Source organism: Njordella aestuarii, assembly GCF_056494165.1.
Map to the genome: position 1 here is coordinate 5,739,443 of NZ_CM151397.1, position 23,790 is coordinate 5,763,232.

Consider the following 23,790-nt stretch of genomic DNA (forward strand, 5'->3'; position numbering starts at 1 on the left):
AAAGCAAAACTTGCCTTACCAAAGGCAGAAAGGCCACGCCAAAATCGCAGCCCGACCAAAGCCCTTACTCAGCGCCGCCCTCATCAGGCAACACCTTGCTTGAACCCGTTTCTTCAACTGAAGACTCAGCAGAAGAACTATCGACCTCGCCAGCGGCCGCTTCCACAGCCCCCGAACCAGCCGATTCCACCGCGACCGCCGAAGAAGTTCTCGCCGACGAACCAGCCGCAGAACGGCTCAGATCCGCATTCACCGAACGCTCTCGCGACTCTTTCTCGAGCCGCTTGCGTTCGTTTTCGGCGTCTTCTTGCTCTTCCGCACGCTGCTCAGCCTGCTCAACGATCGCATCCACATCTTCTTCACTCAGGTCGCCAATTTCCATCAGCACTTCCGGCTCAATTACCGAAAGATCGTCATAAGACAGATAACCCTGCTCAACCAACTGCTGAGCCATTTCGTCTGTCATGCCCTGAAGAGCCATGAAGTCCGAAACCGCTCGCTCGATCTGCTTCTCAAGCTCGTCGGCGGTCATAATTTCTATGTCCCAACCGCACAGCTTGCTAGCCAAGCGAACATTCTGGCCGTATCGACCAATCGCCTGCGACAAGTGCTCTTCATTCACCAGAGCAATTGCGCGGCCAATCATATCGCACAGCAAAACCTGATCTACTTCAGCCGGCTGCAGCGAATTCGGAATCAAGACCTTAGGGTCGTCACTCCAGCGAACAATATCAATACGCTCGCCAGCCAGCTCACTCGTAATATTCTTAATTCGATTCCCGCGCATCCCGACGCAAGCGCCGACACAATCAACTCGGGAATCACTGCTGAACACAGCAACTTTAGATCGGTAACCAGGTTCTCGAGAAACTGACTTAATCTCGATCACATTTTCAGCGATCTCAGGAATCTCCTGCTCGAACAAACGCTGAATCAAAGTCGCCTTGGTTCGAGAGAGAATAATCTTTACTCGGTTACCAGAAGCCTTAACTTCATAAATTACAGCACGAACGCGCTCGCCCGCATGATAAGACTCGCCGGGAATCTGCTCACTACGAGGCAAAATCGCCTCGACGGCCCCCAACTGAACGATTGTAACGCCACGTTCAGTCCGCTGAACCACGCCGGTGACCAGCTGTCCAACCTGATCCTGAAACTCGTCCATCCGAGCATCGCGCTCAGCCTCTCGGACCTTCTGGATAATCACTTGCTTGGCAGTCTGCGCGCCAATCCGCCCGATCTCTTCCTGATCAAGGGCTTCGCCATCTACGACGGCAGAAATAACACCATTTTCACGTCCGATAGAAACAACAACGTCGGCGGTTTCACCGAACAACTTCTTGAATGCTGTTAAGAGCGCTGCCTCAATTGCTTGAAACACGAACTCGCTATCGATATTCTTCTCGCGATGCAGCGAGTCAACGATTCTGAGCAGTTCTTGAGGATTCATGCGTTAAAATTTCGCCTGCGGGTCAAACGCAAGCAACGATCCAATCGTTAGTTATGCAGTCAATTACATGCCACTTGCCGCCTTCCTTTTTCATTAAGTGCCTTCAATGAAACAGACTCCCGCGGCTGGTGCACAAGCATTAGGAATCCGGCAAAATTAGTGGTGAAAGCGTTTTTTGTCAACCACCACGCACCAAGATCAACTCAGTATAGCGCGAATTTGACGGCCAAACGAGCGAATAGTCATCACCTTGTGCATTGCTAGCATCGCAAGTTCCGACCTTCGCAATGCATGTGCGTTCACCAAGTCGTCTGCACCGTGGGGCCATTGCAGCAATCGCGTAACCCATGCTTCCAACCAGTCGGAGCCCACAGGGAACCACCGATGACGCTGAACAACGGATGCGGGGAGGCATTCGCCATTGTCCAACAACGCCGTTAAGGCACTAAAAATGGCTGCCTGAGCGGCGGCCGCACCTCCCAGCGAGACCACTTCCAGCAATCCACCCGACCAGTCGTGCGAGTGCAGCAACCAAGCGTAGATGGATACGAATATTACGAAGCGCGGATCTCCAGAAATCGATTCGTCCGGAAACTTTTCATTCAGCCGGCCAGCAAAAATCTCTAACGACTCATTTTTCGAGAAACTTGATTCAAGCAATCCCAACCACTCAAGAACCTCTTCATCATGGGTGCATTCTTTCAGCCAAGCTAGAACTGCCACCGGGTCGAACGAGGCGGTATCGTTGAACACAGCATACTGCGAAGCTCTAGCCAGCAGCCGAGCGAATCCCACGAGCAATTCGTCGTCACAACCTGCCGCGCTGAATAATTCTTTTAACCAAGGCGAAATCCGATTAGTCGTCCCCTGCACTGCTGCGGTCAGCAACACAACACAGGGCAATAATCGATCAATTGATCCCACACGCCCCTGACGAGACGCCTTGTTCATGGGCAAGCCGAACGGAAATATGCGTTCGATCAAAAACTGACCCATCCGAGCAACTTGATGCCCGCGCATTCGACCCAGCAACGATGCGCCGAATCTCTGTGGACTAGAGGTCGAACATAGCAGCGATTGGCCTACCGAGATGGCGACAACGGTAGCTAGGTCGTGACGCCCCGAAAACACCGAGGCAAGTTTTTTCCCTTGAGCTTTTTTTGCCTTCCGCCCGGCTGCAGCGGCTTTTAAACCGGTGAATCTGAGCCCCAAGGATTCGCCAAGTGCGATTCCAAAAATCGCCGTTTCAATGGCGGCTTCACGATGCGACGAGCGCAGGGGCATAGACCAACCCGCAACCGACGGGATGACTATCTTTGTTTCGCTGCTGCCCACACGCTTCCTTAGCATCGTTCCGACGCTGTTACTCCGATGACGCAAAATATTGTTCCTACAGCTTTAGCGCATTTAAGGCACGGGATGTGCCAAAAATCAAAGAAAAACTAAATCCTTGTTAAATCTCAAGCGGTACGGTTCATTACAACACGTTGCCATTGAAATTTTGCCTAGACTGCAGGTTAAATCGCAAACTCGAAAAACACCTATAAAATTGTAACTTTTTGCCAAGGCCCACATATTCTGTCGTGAAAATGTAACAATTCTTCCAGTTAAATGGCTCTAGCTGGCTTTCTGCCACGAATTTTCCCAACCTAAGAACAACCTATTACTTTCTAGCGACCAATCTGTCTCAAGCTGGCAATATCAAAGCAAGCTGCGACTTTTTACACCTTCCCGGCAATTGACAACGATTCCAAACTGGAACTCAGACCGTCCAGCAGGGTCGCCCACTACCTCTCAAGCTTTTCTATCGATGCAAATCGAAACTCCCTTGCATTTCGGCATTCACTCGCCAACCTCTTTCGCATTCGCAACGCTCCTAGTCGTCACTGCTGCCGCGACAGGATGCAACTCAAACCACACCTACAGTGAAAACCTACTTGCCAAAAACCGCATTGAACGCGAAACAGGCAGCAATCTTGAATTAGCCAGGCCGCTCGTAGAGATAACCCTCAACCACTTGTTTGGTACTCTGGAAAATCCCCGTCTTCCAGAAATAATTTCCTCCACCCCTAAATATTCAGTGCTTTGGCCGATCGATGCGATCAATCGCAGTGCAGGCCAAGTAGGACGCGGGGAAGACAAGATCGAACGTGGCCTCTACCAAAAACATTGTGCGGTTTGCCATGGCCTCAGTGGCGACGGCTACGGTGCGGCCGCCGCAACGCTGGCCCCCTACCCTCGGGATTTTCGTCGCGGTACCTTCAAATATGGACTGGCTGGTCAGAACCTGCCACCGACTCATAGCGATCTGCTGCGAATCATACTCAAAGGCGTGCCTGGAACATCCATGCCTGCGATGGAATCACTCCAGGGAAGCCAGTACTTTGCCAAAGATGCCGAACCACTGGCGCATTACGTTCGATTTCTTTCTCTCCGCGGCGAAGTTGAACGCCGTATCTGGCTTCAGTTAATTCCAGAAACAGACGAAGCTGTGATGCAAGCAATTGAACCCGAGCAGACTCCTACGCAGTCGAAATGGGAGAACCTGCCTGAAGATTACAGAGATGACGTCATCTCTGTAGTAACCGATGTGGCCGAGCGTTGGACGACAGCCGAAAAAGCAGCTACTCCTGCCGAAGCGCCCACGAGCTCGTCAGCATTCCAATGGCCCGAAGATGTAATCGGCGAAAAGCGGGGTGAATTGCTCGCGTCAGTCGCGCGTGGCGAAGAACTGTTTCGCAGCGAAATAACTGCCTGCAGCCAGTGCCATGGCGAACAAGGAGATGGTCAAGGGAAGCTTACCGATTTTGACGAATGGACCAAGGATTGGACAGTGCGCGCTGGTATTGATCCACGCATCAAGGAACAGTGGAAGCCCCTTCGAAAAATTGGCCTGCTCAAGCCGGTCACAGTCCCGGCGCGAAACTTAACACATGGCGTCTTCCGCGGTGGAAGCGAGCCACGCCAAATCTTTGACCGCATTGCCAACGGGATTGACGGCACGCCGATGCCCGCAGTTGCAAGAAAAGCAACTTCTTCGATCGGCCTAACTGACGAAGAGATCTGGGATCTTGTCAACTACTGCCAATCACTTGGTTATGATTTAAAAAATTTGGCGGAGGATCGCCAAGAATGAGCACTGATAACCGCAAACTAGATTCGGAAAATCGGACTTCAGCGACAGTTGCTCGATCAGGTAACATTTTCGCCTCCCCTTCGTTTTGGGCCTTGGCAGTCGCTGTCATCATTTTCCCCTTGATTTGGGCAGGCGGACTGGTCACGACGACGGATGCCGGCATGGCCGTTCCCGACTGGCCTGGGACCTATGGGTACAACCTTTTGCTGTATCCGATCAGCACTTGGCTTTCAGGTCCATTCGACTTATTTGTGGAACATGGGCATCGCCTTCTGGGAGCACTAGTGGGCCTGCTCGCCATCTTTTTGGTAACCTCCACCTTCCTGGCTAAATCGCCTCGTGCCACGAAGGCCTGGGCGTCCTTGTTATTGCTGGCGATTATCCTGCAGGGACTGCTGGGAGGCGTTCGTGTCCTGTTTTCAGACCGTGCTCTCGCATTAGTTCACGGCTGCACAGGCCCGCTGGTTTTCGTGCTAGCTAGCTACTTGGTGATTCGAACGAAACGCGATTTGGCTGGCGCGCCGGCCAAGACTGCCAACCGGGGTGCGGGCGAACTGTCGAAGCAGGGTCTCGGCTATGCGCGGTTTGCAGGCTTTGTGACGGTGCTGGCGGTCGTCCAATTGATCATCGGAGCGTTTCTGCGACATGTCGATTTGAGCTTTTCTCCAATGGGATTCATGGGGCTAACGCATCTCCATTTAACCTTCGCGACTCTTTTGATGATAAGCGTTTGCATCATTTTTGCGTCAAGCTGGTCGCGGTCGATGCGTCAAAGCCCCTCACGACACAGGCCAGCAACTCTGTTATTTTTACTCATCCTGACGCAAATAGCTCTCGGCTTGATGACTTGGTTTGTAAATTACGGATTGCCATGGAGTTCTGCGTCACCGACACTAGCAGCCCACGTAAATCAACTGAAAGGGTTCTGGGAGACGATGATTGTCACCGGACACCAAGCGGTTGGGTCGCTGATTTTGGTCACATCGTTCGTTCTAGCATCTCGTTCCTGGTATGCTTTTCGGCACACCGACGTCGCTTTCGACTAATTCCAATTGCTTTATGAATAGTGCTGCTTACACCATTGATGACCGAACTGAATCAGACTCCTTTCTGATTCCCGAATCGCCTCGCGTTGAGCTAGCTTCCCATCGCGGCAGTCATTCTGGTCGCCGGAGCAGTACGGCCGATATAAGAGATCAGCGTCTGGGCGCTGGCGAACAAGCACAAGCGGCGGTTGCTGGTCAATCTTGGGCGAGAGATTATGTGCAGCTGACCAAGCCCCGCATTCTCTTTATGATTCTCATCACCGTTGGTGCCGGAGCGATCTGCGCTCCTGGCGGTGCTAGTCACTGGCTGACCGTCATTCACGCCTTAATTGGCACGATGTTCGTCGCCGCAAGTGCATCGGTTTTCAATCAAGTTCTTGAGAAGCATAACGACGGCGCGATGCGACGGACTCGCAATCGCCCTTTGCCAGCCGGACGCCTCACCAGTTTTGAATCTTCAGTTTTCGGCTTGGCTTGCGTCATCTTCGGTTCAATTTATCTCGCCACGATGACGAACTACTTGGCCACAGCCATCGCAGTAGCGACCTGGGTGCTATACGTTTGTGTTTACACGCCCCTCAAAACAATTTCCGTTTGGAATACGGCGATAGGAACGCTTCCTGGAGCAATGCCAGTCCTTATTGGGTGGTGTGCTGTAGGCGGTTCACTCGCAGACTGGCGTGCGTGGACGGTCACTTCGATTGTAATATTGTGGCAGTTCCCACATTTCATGAGTATTGCTTGGCTTTACCGCAACGATTACGCCGGTGCCGGATACAAGATGTGGACGACAACGGATGAAAGCGGGCGTATTGCGGGCTGGCATGCAATATGGGGCGCGATTCTGCTAATTCCGGTCGCTGTCGTTTCAGCATTACCGAATACTTACTGGGAATGGCTTGGCGTTCTGCTGATCATTGCCATCGCTTCACAACAAGCAGTTGCATCAGTACGCTTTCACTTAGATCGCAACGATATTACTGCACGTCGATTATTGCGAAGCTCGCTTTTGGTTTTACCTTTAATTCTACTCGCCGTTGTTCTGAACTCCGCGTTCTAACTGCGACGCGACTAAGAGCCCCTCTCCCTAACATCAAGTAAACCTCAAGTGTCTACGGTTGCTGTCAAGATTGAGAATGTTCGCTACTGTTACGGCGATCGAGTTGCGTTGGACGATATCACGTTATCGATCGCGGCTCAGCAAGTTTTTGCGATTTTAGGCCCCAACGGCAGCGGAAAGTCAACGCTCTTCAAGCTTCTTTCCACATTGGTTCCGTTGCAAGAAGGGGACGTCTTCATCGACGGCCATTCCGTAAGAACCTCCCCCGACGCTGCTCGCCAAAAGATCGGCGTAGTCTTTCAATATCCAAGCCTGGATCGAAAGTTAACCGTCTACGAAAACATATCCTGCCAAGCCGCTTTGGTTGGCTTGCGCGGAAACCAGCGGGCAAGCCGAATCGATGAAGTCATGCAACTTCTGAAGTTAACCGATCGCAAAAACGAGCGGGCTGAAAAACTCTCGGGAGGCCTAAAGCGACGGGTAGAACTTGCAAAAGGGATCTTACATCGGCCCAGTATTTTGCTGCTTGATGAACCCAGCACTGGACTAGACCCGAGTGCACGGCTTGACTATTGGACGGCTTTGCAGGAGCTAAAGATTCAGTTTGGCACCACCATCGCCATGACAACGCATCTGTTAGAAGAAGCCGATAAGGCCGATCGAATTTGCATCTTCCATCGAGGAAAAATTGTAGCTGAAGATTCACCCGAGAATTTGCGGCGAGAAATGGGTGATGCCATTCTCACTTTGCAAAGTCGCGAACCACAAGCAACGCACGAGCAACTCTTGAGTCGTTTCGGTTGGCAAAGCGAGATCGTCGGTAATCAAGTACGCGTACGTGAAAGTGGTGCGGCTAACAAAATCTCCGAAATCAATAACGCGTTCGGTGACTCCATCGATAGCCTTACTTTGGGTCGCCCTAGCCTGGAAGACGTTTTTGTAGCTAAGACTGGTGAGAGTTTTGAAGATGTACAAACTGCCAAGTAGTGGCGGCCCACACTCTTTCTGGCTTTTTGTAATGAGGAAGAGATGTCTACTGAAGTAGCACGAAATGAATCGTCGCGTGACGCAAGCATGCTGCTGATTAATGTCATCTCCATTGTGGTACCACTAGTGGTGGCATTGCTCTTAGGAATTAGAACAAAATTCGACCTCGGCAGTTGGACTGGCGGCTTGCCGCACGTCATTGGCGCGATCAATTCGGTTACTACCGTACTTCTAGTCGCGGCGTGGTTTGCAATAAAGGCCAAGAAAATACGGCTGCATGCGACCTTGATGTCGTTTGCGATCTCGCTCGGGGCTCTATTTCTCGTCTGCTACGTGACGTACCATCTCAGTAATCCATCGACCAAGTTCGGCGGCGAGGGTGTATGGAGAACCGTCTACTATTTCGTTCTAATTTCGCACATTCTTCTCTCGCTGGTCGTATTGCCTTTAGTGCTTCGTGCATTTGCTTTCGCTTGGACACGGCGATTCGAAAAACATCGTCGGATTGCTAAAATTGCTTTGCCAATTTGGCTTTATGTATCGACCACGGGCGTGCTTGTATATTTAATGATATCCCCTTACTACGCACGCTGACTGACGCGGGCCCGCCTTTGTCTTACGTGACTTTTTAGAGTCCGAACTCTCCGACTATCCAGGAAATGGCTGATGCCTGAAACTACGCTGACTGCGAAACAGAAATCTTCGACCGATGTCGCTCTCGAATCGCGACCGACGACCGGTTCAGTTCAGGGGACTCGCGTGGCGTCAGATTCCCAGGCTATCGTCGGGAAACGAGCGAATCCTTGGGATGTAACGTGGATGCTGGCGTGGAGGGAGTGGATCCGATTCTTTCGGCAGCCTCACCGAGTTCTGGCGGCCCTAGGGCAACCGATCCTCCTCTGGATTCTATTCGGCACAGGATTGCATGGTGCGTTTCGTACCGACGGCGATCAAAACTTCATGGCCTATTACCTGCCGGGAACCACGGCACTCATTCTGCTCTTTACGGCAATCTTCGCAACGATTTCCATCATTGAAGATCGTCGTGAAGGCTTCCTGCAGAGCGTTCTTGTTTCTTCAGCCCCACGCTGGACTATTGTTCTCGGCAAGTCTATCGGAGGGGGAGCAATAGCTTGGGTACAAGCCCTTGTTTTTCTCGGACTGGCCATTCTGATCGGCACCATCAGCGTGTCAGCATCGACTCTAACCTTAATCCTATTAATGGCAGTGGCAGCCATTGGAATCACCGCCTTGGGCGTGTGCTTTGCCTGGCCAATGGATAGCACGCAAGGCTTTCACGCTATCATGAACTTGGTACTCATGCCTATGTGGCTGTTAAGTGGCGCATTTTTCCCGATTCCGGCAAGCGTATCTGGTCAACCGATCGGCCAAACCATTATGCACTGGCTGATGAAGCTAAACCCAATGACTTATCCAGTCGCTGGTATGCGTCACCTGATGACCGATTCAACGGCCGCTGTTAGTGCCGCAACTTGGGCCCCCAGTCTCAGCATGTCGTGGATCGTTACCATCGCTAGCGCTGTTATTGGAATTGCAATGGCAACCTTAGTCGTGCGCAAGAACAAAGTTGGAGAAGCAATATAATGAAACGATTTGGACTAATTTTGATCTCTGCCTTCGCTGCGATTGCCCTCGTCTGGGTAACAAATCGACAAAAGTTCGAACAGCTAACAGCCTCACCACCGCCGGTCTTGGTTGAAAATCGTGCGATAGACCAAGAGGGCACCGAGATCGCCGGTCTAAGCACGCCCGCCGATCCAGGCGAACGACGCCAGATTGCCGAACTAATGAAACTGATTGCCGACAAAGACGAATCGGAATGGTCTCGCTCGTTCGTGTTGACAAGCAGCGATGGCAGCGAAGTTTCTACCGAAGATCTCAAAGGTCAGCCTTATATCGCCAATTTCTTTTTTTCAACTTGCCCAGCTTCATGCAAGCAGCAAACCGACCAAGTTAAGTTGCTACAACAGAAGTATAAAGATCAACCAATTCGATTCATCAGTATCACGGTCCACCCTGACGTGGACACGCCGGATGTTCTGTCTGCTTACGCTGACGCGGCGGGCGCAATTCCAGGCAAGTGGCTATTCCTTACTGGTGATATGAAACAGATTTCTAAAGCGGGCAATGATGTTTTCTTACTGGGCGCAATCCGTGAACGTGCACATCCCGATCGATTGTGCCTCGTGAATGCAAACGGAACTCTCGTTGGCAAATACAATTGGCACATGCCTGATGAGGTATTGGCCTTGAATGAGCATGTGCAGGAACTGCTCGGTTCGGATTAATTCTGCATCGCCAGCGCACACGCTCGTACCAACGCGCCTCGTTATTCGTCCAAACGGCGGCTCAAAAATGTTGCGACTTTCTCGGCCAATAAAGTGCGTAAGCCTAACGACGCTTTCACTGGCTTTCGGCGTCGCAGTTACAGCACTGCAATTAGGTGCAAACGTTCACGCACAAGTCACTCAGATTCGGAACGGGCGACAAGCGATTGCCGTTCCCGACGCTATTAGCATCGATAACAAAAGCGAAGCGATCTTTGCCCGCATCGATGATCAAGCATCGGTTGAGCAACAGCGTCGTAACCGCCAAGCGTTGCGACTTCTTATAGAAAGCCCTTCCAACGGTTTGGTATTGAGAGACTCGTTTCAGGTAAACTCAAACTTCGCGATTAAACGATTTGCTAGCCCTAAACAGCTTGCCGCAACAACACTCTTCTTCCTAGAGCGGCCCTTAGGAGACACTAAGCGCAACCCAACCAGGGAATTGGCAAGTGATGACTTTGATGACATTTTCTTGCGTTCGGCCATAAGCGATTCGCCTGCGTCTTCGCTGATCGAGCTAATTGATGCTCTAATTGATAGAGGATGGACAGTTGCGGGCAGGTCGTTGCTCTATCGCATGGACGATCGCTTACAACTAACGCCCACCTTTCAACCACACTCGACCGATTCAACCGTCGCGTCCATTCCCGACTCGAAGGTGGAATGGATTGACGCAGTCCGAAACTCACGACAACCCCCTATCGCGCCTGCGAAAAGTGAACTCACCGAACGGCTTATGTTAGAGTTGCCCACGGCACAGGAAATGAATTTGTCGTGGGATGAGCTTGAGATTGCACAACTCTGGATGCGACTTGTTTATTGTTCCTTACTCGAAGCCGACCGAGAGCGATTCGATGTTGAAGCGCGGACCGCATCTGAATTGTTCGGCTCGCTACCGTTTGTGCCGCATTGTACAAATCAAAACGAGCTTGATACACAGCGGATTTCTGCCACCAGTATCGCACAAACCGTGGATGCTTGGCGGCAGCAATTCGATAATTCCGCTGCCAGCGGAAGCCTTGCTGCGCAGCCGACTGCGGCAACATTGGCCAGCTTTGCTCGCGTATCCGCCACGCTCGAGTTTACGGAAACAAACGAAATAGACGCTTTGCCAATCGCGATAGCCGGCTTCCCCAGTCCTCCAGCTATTTGTGCTCTTGGATCTGAGAAACTCATACTGGCCAGAACTAGTCGTTCACTATACGCATGGAACTTGAATAAGCATGCTTTTTGGCCTCGAAATCAGGCCAGCTCTATGCTTGAGATCGCGTCGAACCGAAACGCGTCGCTTCTGTCAGTTGCCGACGAAGCGAAGCTTGGGGCAATCGTTTGTAATAGGGGCAAGTGCTACTTACTCCTGGACAGTGGAGTACGCGCTTCTGCGGTTTCAACGCGTTTACTTGATACAAATTTAGCAGGCATCGATCTCGAACGTGAAGGAGCTATGATTCCTGGCTTTCCAGTAACGGCATCGGAATTATTGGCGGAAGATTCGAATGCAGAATCGTATAGTTTTGTCGGCTCGCCGCTGGCTCTCACTGACCAACTCGTTGTTTTGATGGTCGACCTACGCGGTTCACAAAACAAATATCGCCTTGGTAGTATCAATCCGACAAGCGGGGAACTTCAATGGGTATCAGATGTTTTTGGCACTTCAGCGCCTACTCGATCCAGTCCGACGGGATCGGCCCCATGCATACTATTTCATCAAGGCCGATTGTTTGTCGCCACTGGAGATGGTTCGATAAACGCGATCTCTGCTGGAAACGGCGACATTCTATATCAAGTAAATTACACGGCTCCCGCCGCCAGCCGAGACTCCTATAGTGAGCAACTCCCCACGTCTGCCTCTTCACATCTTGCCGTGAAAGGCCAGAAGCTTATCTGCCAACCAAGCGACTGCTTATCGCTGTTTGCCATCGATTGGGGTACAGGAGAATTGCTCTGGGTAGCAGATGCTGCCGCGATGAAACGCAGTCCTCAGATGACCACCGTCACCTCGGACTCAATCATTTGTATAGGCGATCGAATTCAGTGCTTCAGTCTTTTCAACGGCGCGCTTGAATCAGCGATTAACCTACCACGTGTTGCTGCAAACACTCAATTAAATGCAGTTCTCGTAACAAATAGTTTGGTTTGGAGTAATTCGGAAAGGATGTTTCAGTTCACACTGAAAGATTTGCCCGAGCCGGGTAAACTCACTTCTTTAGAGCCTTCACAGCTGATACAAAGCTCGCTCCGATTTCGTCAGCCGTTCGCCTTTGCAATGGATCACGACGTACTCAGCGTCGTCACGAACAACAGTTGGCACGTGACGGAAGCCGCCGATAACGCCGCAACACGTTAGCAATCTTTAGCGTCGCTTTGCTTCTACCGAGATCCCATCAAAGCGGATTGTTCCAGTAGCTCCAAAAAGACCGATCTGGATAAGTGCCTCTCGACTGCGGGGATGAACGCGAAAAACCTGCTGGTCCATCTTCCAGCGCCGCGTTCCTACATACGGCCCTAACCAATAGGTACCCAACTCTTCACGATTCTCATCTAGCAGTCGTAGCTGAATGATCGGTACTTGCCACCGCTCGGCACCACCGACCACATTTTCCGTCGAGACAGCGCCTCGAAGTTGAATAGTTGGAGTGATTCGGCCATCCAAACGGAAGCCCTGAATTAGGGAAGAAGGAAGCTCGCCATTCTGACTGGAGAATTCTACGACTTGGGAACCTGCGGGCGAGTCTTTATCTCGGACGAGTTTTGCATTGAAGTCATAGTACCAACCTGGAATAAATTTCCCGTCAACCATCGCAGCTTCAAAATCGCCGTTGACTAGTTCAGGCCCGCGGGGCTCTTTGTCTTCGCGTTCTTCCTCCGCTTGCCCCGTCATCGGTACAAAAAGAGTCGGCCGCGTCGATTCGCTGACCAGTTTGCCATTCACTTTCCGAAACACATGCAGCAGTTGCTGATACCGTTTGCCAACTGGGATAACCATCAAGCCGCCTTCGGCTAGCTGCTCGACCAAGGGAGTTGGTACTTCTTCTGGCGAACAAGTGACAATGATCTTCTGATAAGGCGCATGTTCAGCCCAGCCAAGATATCCATCGCCGATCCGCGTATGAATATTAGTGTATCCCAAACCTTGAAGAAACTTCTCCGTCTCCAGCCCGATAGGTTCGACGATTTCGATCGTGTAGACATGCTTAACTAAGGGAGACAAGACGGCTGCTTGATAGCCGCTACCCGTTCCAATTTCTAAAACGGAATCTTCTTCGTCAGGTTGTAATGCCTCGGTCATTACGGCGACAATATAGGGGGAGGAAATCGTCTGCGCTTCACCAATTGGCAACGCCTTGTCAAGATAAGCTTGATCTCTCAAGCCGTCAGGAACAAAGGTATGGCGAGGAGTGTGCCTGATTGCTTCAACCGCCCTTGGATCTCGAACTCCTCCTGGAATTAGCACGCGTTCAACAAGTTGATCTCGTTCGATTCGGAAGTCGGCGAGTTCCTGTCGCACAATTGCCGGCAGTTTCGCTTCGATCCTAGAGGCGACTGCTTGAGCACTCATATCTAATTTTTTCTTTGGTTTTGCTGCTGCACCAGGCGCTGTTGCAGCCGGTGTCTTCGGCGGGGGGTTCGGCTGTCCTGGCCCGCTAGCAGGTGGAGGTTGAGTTGCAGGTTGTCTAGCCGCTTGCGCAAAAACACTGTTCTCGCTGGAAAGCAAAGACGTTGCCAACGCGGCTGACAGGAGAAACTTTTTCATCGTTCAAACACTCCATCGAGCAATTTACCGAAACAAGCGTACCTCTTTATTTTAACCAGTCCTGGGATTGATGTAGCAACCCGACCGCATTAACTGACGCTTTTTGCATGCAAATGTAATGTCATTTTGTTACGGTTACATCAAAAAATCGGTGTTAACAAGTCAAGCTGCTACGATCGTTGCATTCGATCCGAAATAAGTAGAAGTTAGATGCGGTTTGTTCGAAATTTTCGAATCGTTGGAGAGGTTGTGATGAAAATTGCTCAGATGTTTTTAGGACGACGATACGAAATTAGATTCTTGTTGCTAGCCGCTGGCTCCTTGATTCCTTCGGTAACCTCAACAACCGCATCTGCGCAAGAATACTGGCCGCGACATTATCCACCGTATAATGCCGCGAATCCTCGGCCAGATCTACTGCCACGCGGGCTCTACGATGCTTGGGTTCCCTATCGAGCCAAATACAATCGCCCTACATACCTCGGTGGATTGATCGCTCACACAATTGAGCCGAGCAGTCAAGAAGCAGTTTCTTGGGAAGAGAATGTCGCGTTGGGCTATTATAAAACGCACTGCCCAACTCCAATTCGAAACTATTACCACCCAAAACCATGGGAAGTACTTGAGACTGGTGCTAGGCCAGCAGGCAACCAAGAGGACGAGTTTCGCCCTGATATTGCACCGGCGGAACTTACGCCAACTAATCCTTCACCTGCCATTCAACGTTTCTAGCAGCTCGTCGAGTAATAGGAATGGACAAGCGTTAAGCCGTTGCCGCCGCAATACTTAATTGAATCGCTGAAAAAATCTGCCGCAACTGATCTACAGTAATACTGAGCGGCGGCATGATCACGATGGTGTTGCCAAGGGGGCGGAGCCAAACGCCATGCCGGAGAGCTTCTTTACACAGCAAGGCTCCTCGACGCTCAGCCCATGGGTATGTCTCGCTGCGACGCCGGTCAGGGACGAGTTCAAAGGCACCAATCAGTCCTAGCGATCGGACTGAAGCAACATGAGAATCGTTTTGCAGCTGCAAGAGCAATTCCTGCAGCATGCGTGCTTTCTCTGGTAATGCCTCTAAAGTTTTTTCTTGTTGAAACAGATCCAAACTTGCATGTGCTGCGGCGGCGGCTAACGGATTCCCACCAAACGTATGGCCATGGAAAAACGATTTCGATTCCGCGTAAGTGCCTAGAAACGCCTCGAAAACTTTCGGTTTTGTTAGGACCGCCGATATCGGCAGATATCCACCGCTAAGGCCTTTCCCGAGACAAAGAAAGTCAGGCGTAACGGACTCATGCTCACAAGCGAACATGCGTCCTGTCTTACCGAAACCCACAGCAACTTCATCGGCAATTAACAAAACGTTATGCCGATCTGCTAGCTCACGTAGGCCGCGCAGGAATCCAATCGGATGAAAAACAATCCCTGCAGCCGCTTGCACCAGAGGCTCGACGATGATCGCAGCGACCTTACCTTCGTTCCGAGCAAGCAGATCTTCGTACTCGGCCAACGCACTCGCGAGCAGTTCTGGAGCCTCACGATTCATCCCATTGCAAACGGGGGCCTTTCCTTGCAATGTTGCAAAAAGCAACGGATGAAACATCGCCCGAAAGCGAGCAACTCCACTGACCGAAACTGCGCCCAGCGTGTCCCCGTGGTACGCCCCACCAACGCATATAAAGAGATTCTTTTCTTGCGATCCGCTCTCGCACTGACGCCAGTATTGGAATGCCATCTTCATCGCAACTTCGATGGCCGAGGCTCCATCGGAAGCGAAGAATACGTGCTTGAGCCCCGCTGGAGCAAGCCTACACAAACGTTCAGACAGCGTGATAACTGTTGGATTGGACATTCCCAGTAAGCTAACATGCGCAATCTGATGTAGCTGATCTTGAATTGCTGCGTTGATGTAAGCGTGCGCATGCCCGTGCACGTTGCACCACATCGAACTAACTCCATCGAGGTACTCGCGACCGTCAATATCGACCAGATAGTTGCCACGTCCCGACTGGATAATCAAACCGTCGTATTCGGCCATCTGCGAAAATGCATGCCACAACGTTGTACGATCCCATTCTTCCAGGGTCGCACTGTCAATTTGCTGCATGGGTACATCTACAACGAACGAGACTCGATTTCACAGTGCTGGCGTGTACTAGGCAAAATCTTATTGAGCGAATTCTCACTGCGATACAACACGCACGGAAGCACCTGCCTTAATTCCAAGCATCATGGCCGCGGAATCACCGACCAAGTGAAGCTTGAGCGCATCGTTTCCGGTTTGAATTGCCAGCAGAGTCATCGATGGTTGGCCTTCGGGCGATTCATAGATGCCGAAGGTCTCATGTTCATCGTCAACCACAATCCGTGACTGCGAGTCACGCGTGCATGCGGCAAGCTGTTCTGCGGAAATGTCGGTAATTAAATCACCCACTTCCGAGACCTCAACAACCGTTCCCTCTATTTTCATCGAAGTCTCCGCACCGCCGGTTAACGACTCATGATGTTACTACGCCGAAATGATTTCGCGTAGTTTAGCAAGTATTTAAAAGGCGTGGGACGCCTACCGATATTCGGTTTAACCCCTTACTGGCGAAATACTTCGGGCTTCACTCCCAAAAATTTCAAATCTTTGGTTCCGCTGCAGCCCGACCTGACGTGCAGCATTGCCGTTGGTCAAGGCAAATTCTACATATCCGCTCGATCCAATCAACGCTATGAAACTCCCGGGTTGCTTCGCCGCATACGTGTCCACAATGACCGGTGTCGCCGTAATTCCTTCAATTTTAAAGCGCAAGTTGCTCATCGGCTCCGCGCTCGCACTCTTGCTCCCCGACTTCAACGCTTCCAAGGATCCGAATTTCTCAATGAGTAGACTTCGGGTTACGTTGGTAATTGCATTGCCGAACGAGTCAATATAAAGGATGTGCCCTAACATCCGGTCTGGAAGAACCTCAGGTTCTGGCACTTCCAACTGCTTGTAGACTTCGACCGTTTGGCCGAGCAGGGGAATAATGTCGGGCTTACGAATTGCTTGGCCAACGACGCTCGCCAACACGTCGCGACCGTCGAACGTAGTCGAAAGCGACTTCCGCCAAAACTCCTTGTTCGTCAGCGTCATCAAACGATTGACCTTAAACTTTCGAGCTACCAACGAGATTAAGCCGTTGTCAGGTGCGACGATTCGTACTCCTTGAATTTCGGTCAACAGCATTGGTCTAGTGGTACCGACCCCCGGATCTACGACAGCAATAATCCATGCTCCGGCAGGGAACGCTTCCAAGCAGTGCAGCAACTCTATCGCGGCATAGGTTACATCTTGCTTAGGGATGTTGTGGCTAAGGTCAATGATGTTTGTGTGTGGGCTGAGATGCCATAAAACAGCCTTCATTTGACCGACATAGTGAGTCCAGCCAAAATCAGTGATTAAACCGACCATAGCAGGCGCATGTTCAGCGCTTCCATTCATCAAATCAATCCCCATCGATTTCGCAATAACCACTCCGTCCCGAGCAATGCAATCACCAAGATGACTAATAACGGGTGGTTCCAAATTGATTGTGGCGGTAAAGGCTGAAAATGCAACGTCTTGGAAGAAGGGATTTGTGACACAATGTCCTGCCACCTTGGTAGCGGCAATGCTCGCCCTCCGCTTTGACTGGCAAAATCTTCGAGCCCCTCTACGTCAGGACTAACCGATTTTAACTCGTCCGACGACGCAACCACTCGGAACTCTCCCCCGTGGCTTATTATTCGTTCACTATTGATTGCTGACGTCACCACTAATTGGTACTCGCCAGGAAACAGCCCACTGACAAAACCCCTAAAACTGCCGTTACTCTCGCGAGCGGCCTCAAATTCGTTTACTAAATGTGTCCCTTGCAGTAGTTGCCCCTGAAGTGATTCGAGCGGCATATTCAAGCCAAGCATTTGCGTATCGAGGTTGATTTCGAAAGGAACATTTTCACCTTGTGCCCATTCCTGGGATTCCAGATTGAAAGTCGCCACCAGTTGATCGCTGCGTTGTCGCTTGGCCACAGCGGACAGCATGTCACTCCAATACTGATGATACAAGTCATCGGCACCCAAGAAATTTCGCCAGCGATACGTTTCGTCCGTCGCTTGGAATACTACTCGTCCACTTCCTGCATATTTCGAGGCCAAGAGCAAAGGCCGACTGGCACCGGGGCGTTGCTCGCTACCCGCGATACCCACCCTACCGAAGGCCCACGCTTGCCCCACGCTCTTCGTCTCTAAACCTACAAGTTGCCACAAAGTTGGGGGCGGCTCGAGATTGGCTTGGGCAAAATAGCGCTGCTGAAAATTTGAAAGCCCCCCCTGCCCTGCCGCGGCTTCGAGTTCCCAATAAACCGGCTCGGCGGTGGACTCAGCCAGCGACGCAGTTGGCCGCACTGGCAAGAACTCATTCCAGAACGAATTCCGGAAAACTCGCGCGCCGTTAACATTGCCAGCCACATAAACAACCCCTACTCCTTCGTCTTCTACGGCTTTTCCTATTGAGCTTGCTAGTGATGCGTCAATCGTTCCATCACTAGGGTCTAGAAAGATGCACACCTCGAATTGTGACCACCAATCAATATCAATTGGCAAGTAGCGAACCATACTCGAATCTGATTGCACCAGAGGTCGCTCAGCAACCTCAACAAAATTGGTGGTCGTGAATACCGGCTTGGTAGCATCTCCCTTTTGACGCACTCGATCTAACCAATGTCGCAAAAATCGGAGCTCGTAGCTGTACGTGTGGGAAACGAGCAGAACCGGCATTGCTTCCGAGCGAACACGAAGATCTAAATCAGCTTTGTCCCACACTCTGGTATCAAGCGTTTCACCGAAACTCACACGGGATGGTCTGCTGACAACTGATTCTGCGACGACTCGTAATTGCTTGAATCCAGCATCTCTTGCAAGATACTCGAAACTCACCTGTATCGATTCTTGAGCCCCTTGCACAACAACTTGTTTTTGCTCGACCACCGATCCGGTATCGACTTCAATGAGCGATAGAGAAACGCTCTGACCCTGAATTCCAATTGCCGTAAGTGCTACATCGAGCGAGACAGTGTCACCAGAAAATATAATGGCCGGCACAGCTGGCGCAGAAAGGATTAACTGCGGTCGGTCATCAACTTTGCCCGCTATCAAAGAGTAAACGGGAATGGTATTCGACCCACTCGAAAGCGAACTGGCGCTCGTATTCCACACGCGATTCCACGGCAAACCCGAGGTAATCCGACCATCAGAAAATAACACTACTGCTCGTGGCTGTTCAACCACAGATCTCGATTGCAACTGCTTGAACGCATCTCCAAGACGGCTCTCGGAATCAAAGATTTCAGCTAGGCCTGTTACACTCGGGCGCTGTTCCAGCCTCATAAATTCTTCTGAGGAAACTGCTGTTAGCCCTTCACCGATAAAGAAAAATTTTACATTGTAATCATCTAAGCTGGCCGATTTCTTCCCATTCAACTTCCCGGCGAGTTGCCTTACAGCAGCGATCGATGCACCATACCGGCTAATCTGCGAATTTTGTAAATCAACCTCGTCTTCAACGAGCATTGATGCCGAGCGATCAATGCAGATCCAGACCGGTGACAGGTGTTCGACTGACCGCATGAGGAACACGCCACCCAGCATCCACACAAGAGTGGTAACTCCCGACAGGCGAAGGCCTAACAAAACAAAGAACTTTTTCCCAGCATTCTGACTTGTCCGGCCGGCCAAACGAAAAGATCGCCACTGTATCCAGTAAAGAAATCCAACCAGAACTGCCAGCAGGAAGTTGAGAATAACCAACATCCCAAGCGAGACACTTACGTCTAGTTGCCAGCGTTGCGAATCCATTCCTCACCCCCGGGCCAAGTCTTGATGTTGGGAGAAACGACGCGCGAGCCACCATGTAGAAAAAATGAGTTCCGCAACTAGTAAAACCAGTGCGGTTACCAATAGCCAACGATACAGAAACGGCTTAACTTCCTGTTGTGCCTGACTTCCCGAAAGCTGTGGCGAATTGGCGACCTCTTGCAAACTAGCCGCCTTCGGTAGGTTCAGATATTCGAGCTCAAATTCGCGAGCGTCATAGTTAACTACAAACTCTCCTCGATTCAATGATGCACCACTAGCGGCCATTTGCTCCCACCGGTAGCCGCCGACTTGAGTTGTCTCGACGGAATAGCTACCTCCATTTGCATTTGTGTTCTCGAACGTTTTGGTCTCACCATTGGGAAATACAATTTTCAACAATCCCGCGGCGACAGCATCAATTCGGGGAGTTTCGCCGCAACGAAAATCTAGCTGCTGTGAGAAACGTGGCACTTGCCGCATCTGGTCAATCAGCGGCACAAAGCTTGGCCAAACAGCCATCGCATTCCAGCCTTCACCGTTCTTACCGCCTCCATCGCCAGCCAAAGTGGGCGCCATGCTGATCCAATGTATCGACCCTGATGCAAAATCACGTCCTGCGGCAAACACATCTCCATTGCTCAAAACTATTCTTGGTTTCCAATCAGTATCAAGGTCCATGAATCGCCAGTACTTGGTGACGGGAATTGCCAAGCCTGACGTTAGCGGCCTGTCGCGCTCCATCGCTTGAAACACCAATCCGGCCAACGAGTCGGGACGCCAGATTGCTTCTTCTATTCTCGCTGCCGGTAGCAATTCTAGGTTTGTCTCTGTGCTAGAAAGGTTCTGCCACATAATCGGACTTAAGCTCTCGCCAATCCATATGTAAACGTGCCCTCCCTGTGACGCTATTCGCCTTATTGCGTGCAAATCAGCAACACCCAGCGTCTCAGGGTCAACCAAATGCATTGCTTGGCCTGAGACCGTGCGGTCTGGGAGCGTGCTCGCATAATCCGCTTCAACACCGAGCGTCTCCAGCGCAATTCTTAGCGGCCCTGCAGTCGCTCTATTCTTGGCAATAACTGTCGCCGAACTTTCTCCATTTTCAGGAACAATGCAATAACGAACGTTGTCGGCGACCAGGTCGTCACTCGATAACTCGGCAGAAACATGCAGATTCCCGGCTCTGGGTTTTTGTACCGTTAGGGCGACATCAACGCTTTCGCCTGAAGGCAAAGAAAATTCTATCGGCTCCCGAAGCTGGTCATTTACGCTCCACTGAAGTGATGCTTGACTTAGATCGGTATCACCGGTGTTTTCGATGGTCGCTGTAACGTTCTCGACGTCACCCGACCTAGTTTGTAGCCGCGAATCCGTTTGACTTATCTTAAGATCGGTCAACGTGAGGTTCCTTACCTTCGACGACCCTAGGTCTACGGCGTGCCAGTGCACTTTGGTCGTATTACCTTGAGTTAACGTCTGGCTAAGTTGCTCAAGTCCACTTTCGCTCCACTCGTGTCGCGAAAAATCGCTTACCACAACCGCGGTGACTTCGACGACTGAGGAGTACTGCTTCTTAATGTCCTCAATAGCTTGCTGCATTGTGGTACCAAGCACAGTCAGATCAACGGAAGTATTCGCCGCGTCTATTTCAAGCAATCGCCGTGACCAATCTGCCCGGTTCTGAACGTTACCTACGTAATGGATGCTCGTTACATAATTAGCGCTGCAGATGGCTACCAGATCATAGCCATTCGCATTAGCGAGGGATTCTGAAACAACATTCCGAGCTCGCGAAAGCTGCGTTTCATCCTGCGTCAATAATCCCATGGATGGTGAGTTATCGATCGCGAAGACGTACAGCTTGGGCTTAGGCGATGACGAGTCGAGTCTATCGCTGCCGTTTCTAAAAATAGGATCCGCTACTGCGAAGCTTAGGAATACGAGAGCGAGCGTCCGCAAGATCAGCAGCAACAGTTGAGTCAAGCTTGCACGACGACGTTGAAACTGGAGTGCTTCCTTCAGAAATCGGTTCTCAGGCCAATCAATTTGCTTAGCATTGCGCACTCTAGCTCGCATCAGCAAGAAGGGGATTGCCGCCGCTGCTAGCGATAGCAACATTGGATAGGCAGCAAATTCAATCATCGTTACGGGTTAGACTTCTCAAGCAATTCGATTATGCGCGGACTAATGGACTCCGAAGTATTCAGCGTACACTTTTCGCATTGAATTCGCGAGGAGTTCAACCGCTGAAATAGGCTGTCCAGTTCTTCAAGGTGCTGATTTATTAAACTCTGGTATTGCCCACGTATTAACGCTGGGTCTGCGACAACGACCGATTGGTCTTCGTAATCGATGAAGCGACCGACCTGCGATAGCGGAAAATCAATTTCATCGTTGTCGACAACCTGGATCGCAAAGATTTGATGACCAGCAAACAGCAATCGCGAGAATGCGACATCTAGTTGAGCAATCGGATCCATAAAGTCGCTCAATACGATTACGCATGTACGCCGAGTGAGCCTCTCAGCAACGTCGAGCAACGCATCGGGAAGATTTGCGCCTCCGACGGGGTCTTGCATTTCAAGTGTCTTGACCAGCTGAGCCAAGGCGGATTCGGTCCGTGCTGCTTGCCCCCACTGTATGATCTTCTCTGCATAAAAACACCAACCGATGGCATCGCCAGCGGCCAGACAGACATGCGCTAGAGACACCAAGACCGTTGCGGCACACTCCCATTTCGACCATGGGCTGTTCGCACCCTTGAATCGCATCGATCCACTACAGTCCAGCAAAAAATGGAATTGTCGATTCGATTCATCTTCGAAACGCCGAACGAAGTAACGGTCTGTTTTGGCATGCAACTTCCAATCAATATGCCTGGCTTCATCTCCTGGAGAATAGCTCTTGTGATCGGCAAATTCGACGGAACTCCCATATCGCCGCGAAGCGTAACCGCCGGAGATCCAGCCATCGGCAACGCGAGCAGCACGCAACCGCAAGCCGCTCAAACTAGCAATCAAATTAGGGTCGAAGTAGCTTTGCGATTCCACTGCGATTCGCCTTTTCTTCCAATTGATTGCGCACGTGCTTGACAACCAGGTCAGCCAGTTTCTGCGGGTTTAAACCTTTTGCCTGCGCCGTAAAGTTTGTCTTGATACGGTGCTGCAAGACAGACCGAACCACCTTGAACAAATCTTCTTCCAAGACTAATGCCGAACCTCGAAGCGCTGCTGAGCTCTTTGCAGCTAATATCAAGAACTGCCCAGCTCGCGGTCCCGCCCCATAAGCCACACAATCTCGAATCTCAGCAATCGGATTCTCTTCACTTGGTCGCGTCAATCGAATAATTTGAAGCGCAATAGCAGCCAACTCTTCTGAAATCGCAATACGGCGAATGACGTGGCGATACTTGATAATGTCCGTCGCATGCAACTGAGGCAGCACGCTCGGCGACTCATCTCCAGTCGTTCGTAGCAGCATCTGCAACTCATCGGATTCGCTAGGATAAGACAAATCGATAACGAACATGAAGCGATCAAGCTGCGCTTCGGGGAGCGGATAGGTTCCCTCTTGCTCAATAGGATTTTGAGTCGCGAGGACAAAGAATGGATCTGGCAACAGATGCCTTTCTGCACCGATCGTCACCTGCCGCTCTTGCATCGCCTCAAGCAAGGCCGACTGAGTCTTGGGTGGCGCGCGGTTGATTTCATCTGCGAGAAGTATATTCGCGAAGATCGGGCCTTTGATAAACCGGAAACTCCGATCGCCAGTTTGCTGATCTTGAACCAACACATCGGTGCCGGTGATATCGGACGGCATCAAGTCGGGCGTAAATTGAATGCGAGAAAATTCGATATCTAAAACACTGGCAAAAGTCCTTACGATAAGGGTCTTTGCTAGTCCAGGCACTCCAATCAACAGACTGTGCCCGTTTGAGAACAAACTGATCAGAATCAGTTCGATCGCGTCTTGTTGGCCGACAATCACTTGCGCGAGCTGACTCCGCACTTGCTCGACGGCCCCGCGCAAACGTTCCAGGGCTTCAATATCCCCTAGGTCTGAATCTGAATTGATGGACATTGAAAACCAGAGGAGCAGTAAATGGATAACTCGGACAGGAGACTCCTTTCTCCTCTTGTATGAT

19 protein-coding genes are annotated in these 23,790 nt (G+C 51.1%); 9 read left to right on the top strand and 10 right to left on the bottom strand.

All coding sequences use genetic code 11. The features are described 5' to 3' along the window. Positions 1-64: 64 nt before the first annotated feature. Together nusA and SH451x_RS22445 are read right to left on the bottom strand one after the other, a co-directional pair. Complete coding sequence (nusA, locus tag SH451x_RS22440) at positions 65-1,450, bottom strand: transcription termination factor NusA (RefSeq protein WP_479359422.1); 1,386 nt, start codon at positions 1,448-1,450, stop codon at positions 65-67. A 198-nt stretch (positions 1,451-1,648) separates the two neighbouring features. After that, on the bottom strand, positions 1,649-2,830 hold the full coding sequence (locus tag SH451x_RS22445; RefSeq protein ID WP_479359424.1) for a hypothetical protein: 1,182 nt from the start codon (positions 2,828-2,830) through the stop codon (positions 1,649-1,651). Positions 2,831-3,260: 430 nt separating this feature from the next. On the opposite strand from SH451x_RS22445, the gene SH451x_RS22450 reads away from it, so the two are divergent. From SH451x_RS22450 to SH451x_RS22485, 8 genes are all read left to right on the top strand, one after another. After that, on the top strand, positions 3,261-4,586 hold the full coding sequence (locus SH451x_RS22450; protein WP_479359426.1) for a c-type cytochrome: 1,326 nt from the start codon (positions 3,261-3,263) through the stop codon (positions 4,584-4,586). Beyond that, on the top strand, positions 4,583-5,632 hold the full coding sequence (locus SH451x_RS22455) for a COX15/CtaA family protein (RefSeq protein ID WP_479359427.1): 1,050 nt from the start codon (positions 4,583-4,585) through the stop codon (positions 5,630-5,632). Before SH451x_RS22450 ends, SH451x_RS22455 begins: the two co-directional genes overlap by 4 nt. Positions 5,633-5,645: 13 nt before the next feature. Further along, complete coding sequence (gene cyoE / locus SH451x_RS22460; protein ID WP_479359429.1) at positions 5,646-6,692, top strand: heme o synthase; 1,047 nt, start codon at positions 5,646-5,648, stop codon at positions 6,690-6,692. A gap of 48 nt (positions 6,693-6,740) precedes the next feature. Then, positions 6,741-7,679 (top strand): ABC transporter ATP-binding protein, encoded by a 939-nt coding sequence (locus SH451x_RS22465; protein WP_479359431.1) that lies wholly within the window; start codon positions 6,741-6,743, stop codon positions 7,677-7,679. 42 nt (positions 7,680-7,721) lie between these two features. After that, complete coding sequence (locus SH451x_RS22470; protein WP_479359432.1) at positions 7,722-8,273, top strand: DUF420 domain-containing protein; 552 nt, start codon at positions 7,722-7,724, stop codon at positions 8,271-8,273. Positions 8,274-8,345: 72 nt separating this feature from the next. Then, positions 8,346-9,284 carry an ABC transporter permease gene (locus SH451x_RS22475; protein WP_479359434.1) on the top strand — a complete coding sequence of 313 codons (939 nt, stop codon included), beginning with the start codon at positions 8,346-8,348 and terminating at the stop codon, positions 9,282-9,284. Next, entirely contained in the window at positions 9,284-9,988 is a 705-nt protein-coding gene (locus tag SH451x_RS22480) for an SCO family protein (RefSeq protein ID WP_479359435.1), read from the top strand. The genes SH451x_RS22475 and SH451x_RS22480 overlap by 1 nt, the downstream gene beginning before the upstream one ends. 67 nt (positions 9,989-10,055) lie before the next feature. Continuing rightward, complete coding sequence (locus tag SH451x_RS22485) at positions 10,056-12,374, top strand: outer membrane protein assembly factor BamB family protein (protein WP_479359437.1); 2,319 nt, start codon at positions 10,056-10,058, stop codon at positions 12,372-12,374. A 6-nt stretch (positions 12,375-12,380) separates the two neighbouring features. Here the strand turns inward: SH451x_RS22485 and SH451x_RS22490 are convergent, their stop codons facing one another. Further along, complete coding sequence (locus tag SH451x_RS22490) at positions 12,381-13,781, bottom strand: protein-L-isoaspartate(D-aspartate) O-methyltransferase (protein ID WP_479359438.1); 1,401 nt, start codon at positions 13,779-13,781, stop codon at positions 12,381-12,383. A 252-nt stretch (positions 13,782-14,033) separates the two neighbouring features. Here SH451x_RS22490 and SH451x_RS22495 point away from each other — a divergent pair, with 252 nt between their 5' ends. Then, positions 14,034-14,513 carry a hypothetical protein gene (locus SH451x_RS22495; RefSeq protein ID WP_479359439.1) on the top strand — a complete coding sequence of 160 codons (480 nt, stop codon included), beginning with the start codon at positions 14,034-14,036 and terminating at the stop codon, positions 14,511-14,513. Between the two features lie 31 nt (positions 14,514-14,544). Here the strand turns inward: SH451x_RS22495 and bioA are convergent, their stop codons facing one another. The 7 genes from bioA to SH451x_RS22530 all read right to left on the bottom strand — a co-directional run bounded on the left by bioA (position 14,545) and on the right by SH451x_RS22530 (position 23,726). Continuing rightward, positions 14,545-15,891, bottom strand: coding sequence for an adenosylmethionine--8-amino-7-oxononanoate transaminase (gene bioA, locus SH451x_RS22500; RefSeq protein WP_479359440.1), 1,347 nt, complete (start codon positions 15,889-15,891; stop codon positions 14,545-14,547). Positions 15,892-15,966: 75 nt separating this feature from the next. Then, positions 15,967-16,254, bottom strand: a complete 288-nt coding sequence (locus SH451x_RS22505; protein ID WP_479359442.1) for an SAM hydroxide adenosyltransferase — start codon at positions 16,252-16,254, stop codon at positions 15,967-15,969. 108 nt (positions 16,255-16,362) lie between these two features. Next, complete coding sequence (locus SH451x_RS22510) at positions 16,363-17,253, bottom strand: SAM hydrolase/SAM-dependent halogenase family protein (protein WP_479359443.1); 891 nt, start codon at positions 17,251-17,253, stop codon at positions 16,363-16,365. Beyond that, positions 17,253-19,646 carry a hypothetical protein gene (locus SH451x_RS22515; RefSeq protein WP_479359444.1) on the bottom strand — a complete coding sequence of 798 codons (2,394 nt, stop codon included), beginning with the start codon at positions 19,644-19,646 and terminating at the stop codon, positions 17,253-17,255. Before SH451x_RS22515 ends, SH451x_RS22510 begins: the two co-directional genes overlap by 1 nt. A 3-nt stretch (positions 19,647-19,649) precedes the next feature. Further along, on the bottom strand, positions 19,650-21,788 hold the full coding sequence (locus SH451x_RS22520; RefSeq protein ID WP_479359446.1) for a BatA domain-containing protein: 2,139 nt from the start codon (positions 21,786-21,788) through the stop codon (positions 19,650-19,652). A 2-nt stretch (positions 21,789-21,790) separates the two neighbouring features. Then, a complete protein-coding gene (locus SH451x_RS22525; RefSeq protein ID WP_479359448.1) occupies positions 21,791-22,696 on the bottom strand; it encodes a DUF58 domain-containing protein in 906 nt (301 codons plus the stop codon). Further along, complete coding sequence (locus SH451x_RS22530) at positions 22,668-23,726, bottom strand: AAA family ATPase (RefSeq protein ID WP_479359449.1); 1,059 nt, start codon at positions 23,724-23,726, stop codon at positions 22,668-22,670. The genes SH451x_RS22525 and SH451x_RS22530 overlap by 29 nt, the downstream gene beginning before the upstream one ends. Between the last annotated feature and the right edge of the window lie 64 nt (positions 23,727-23,790).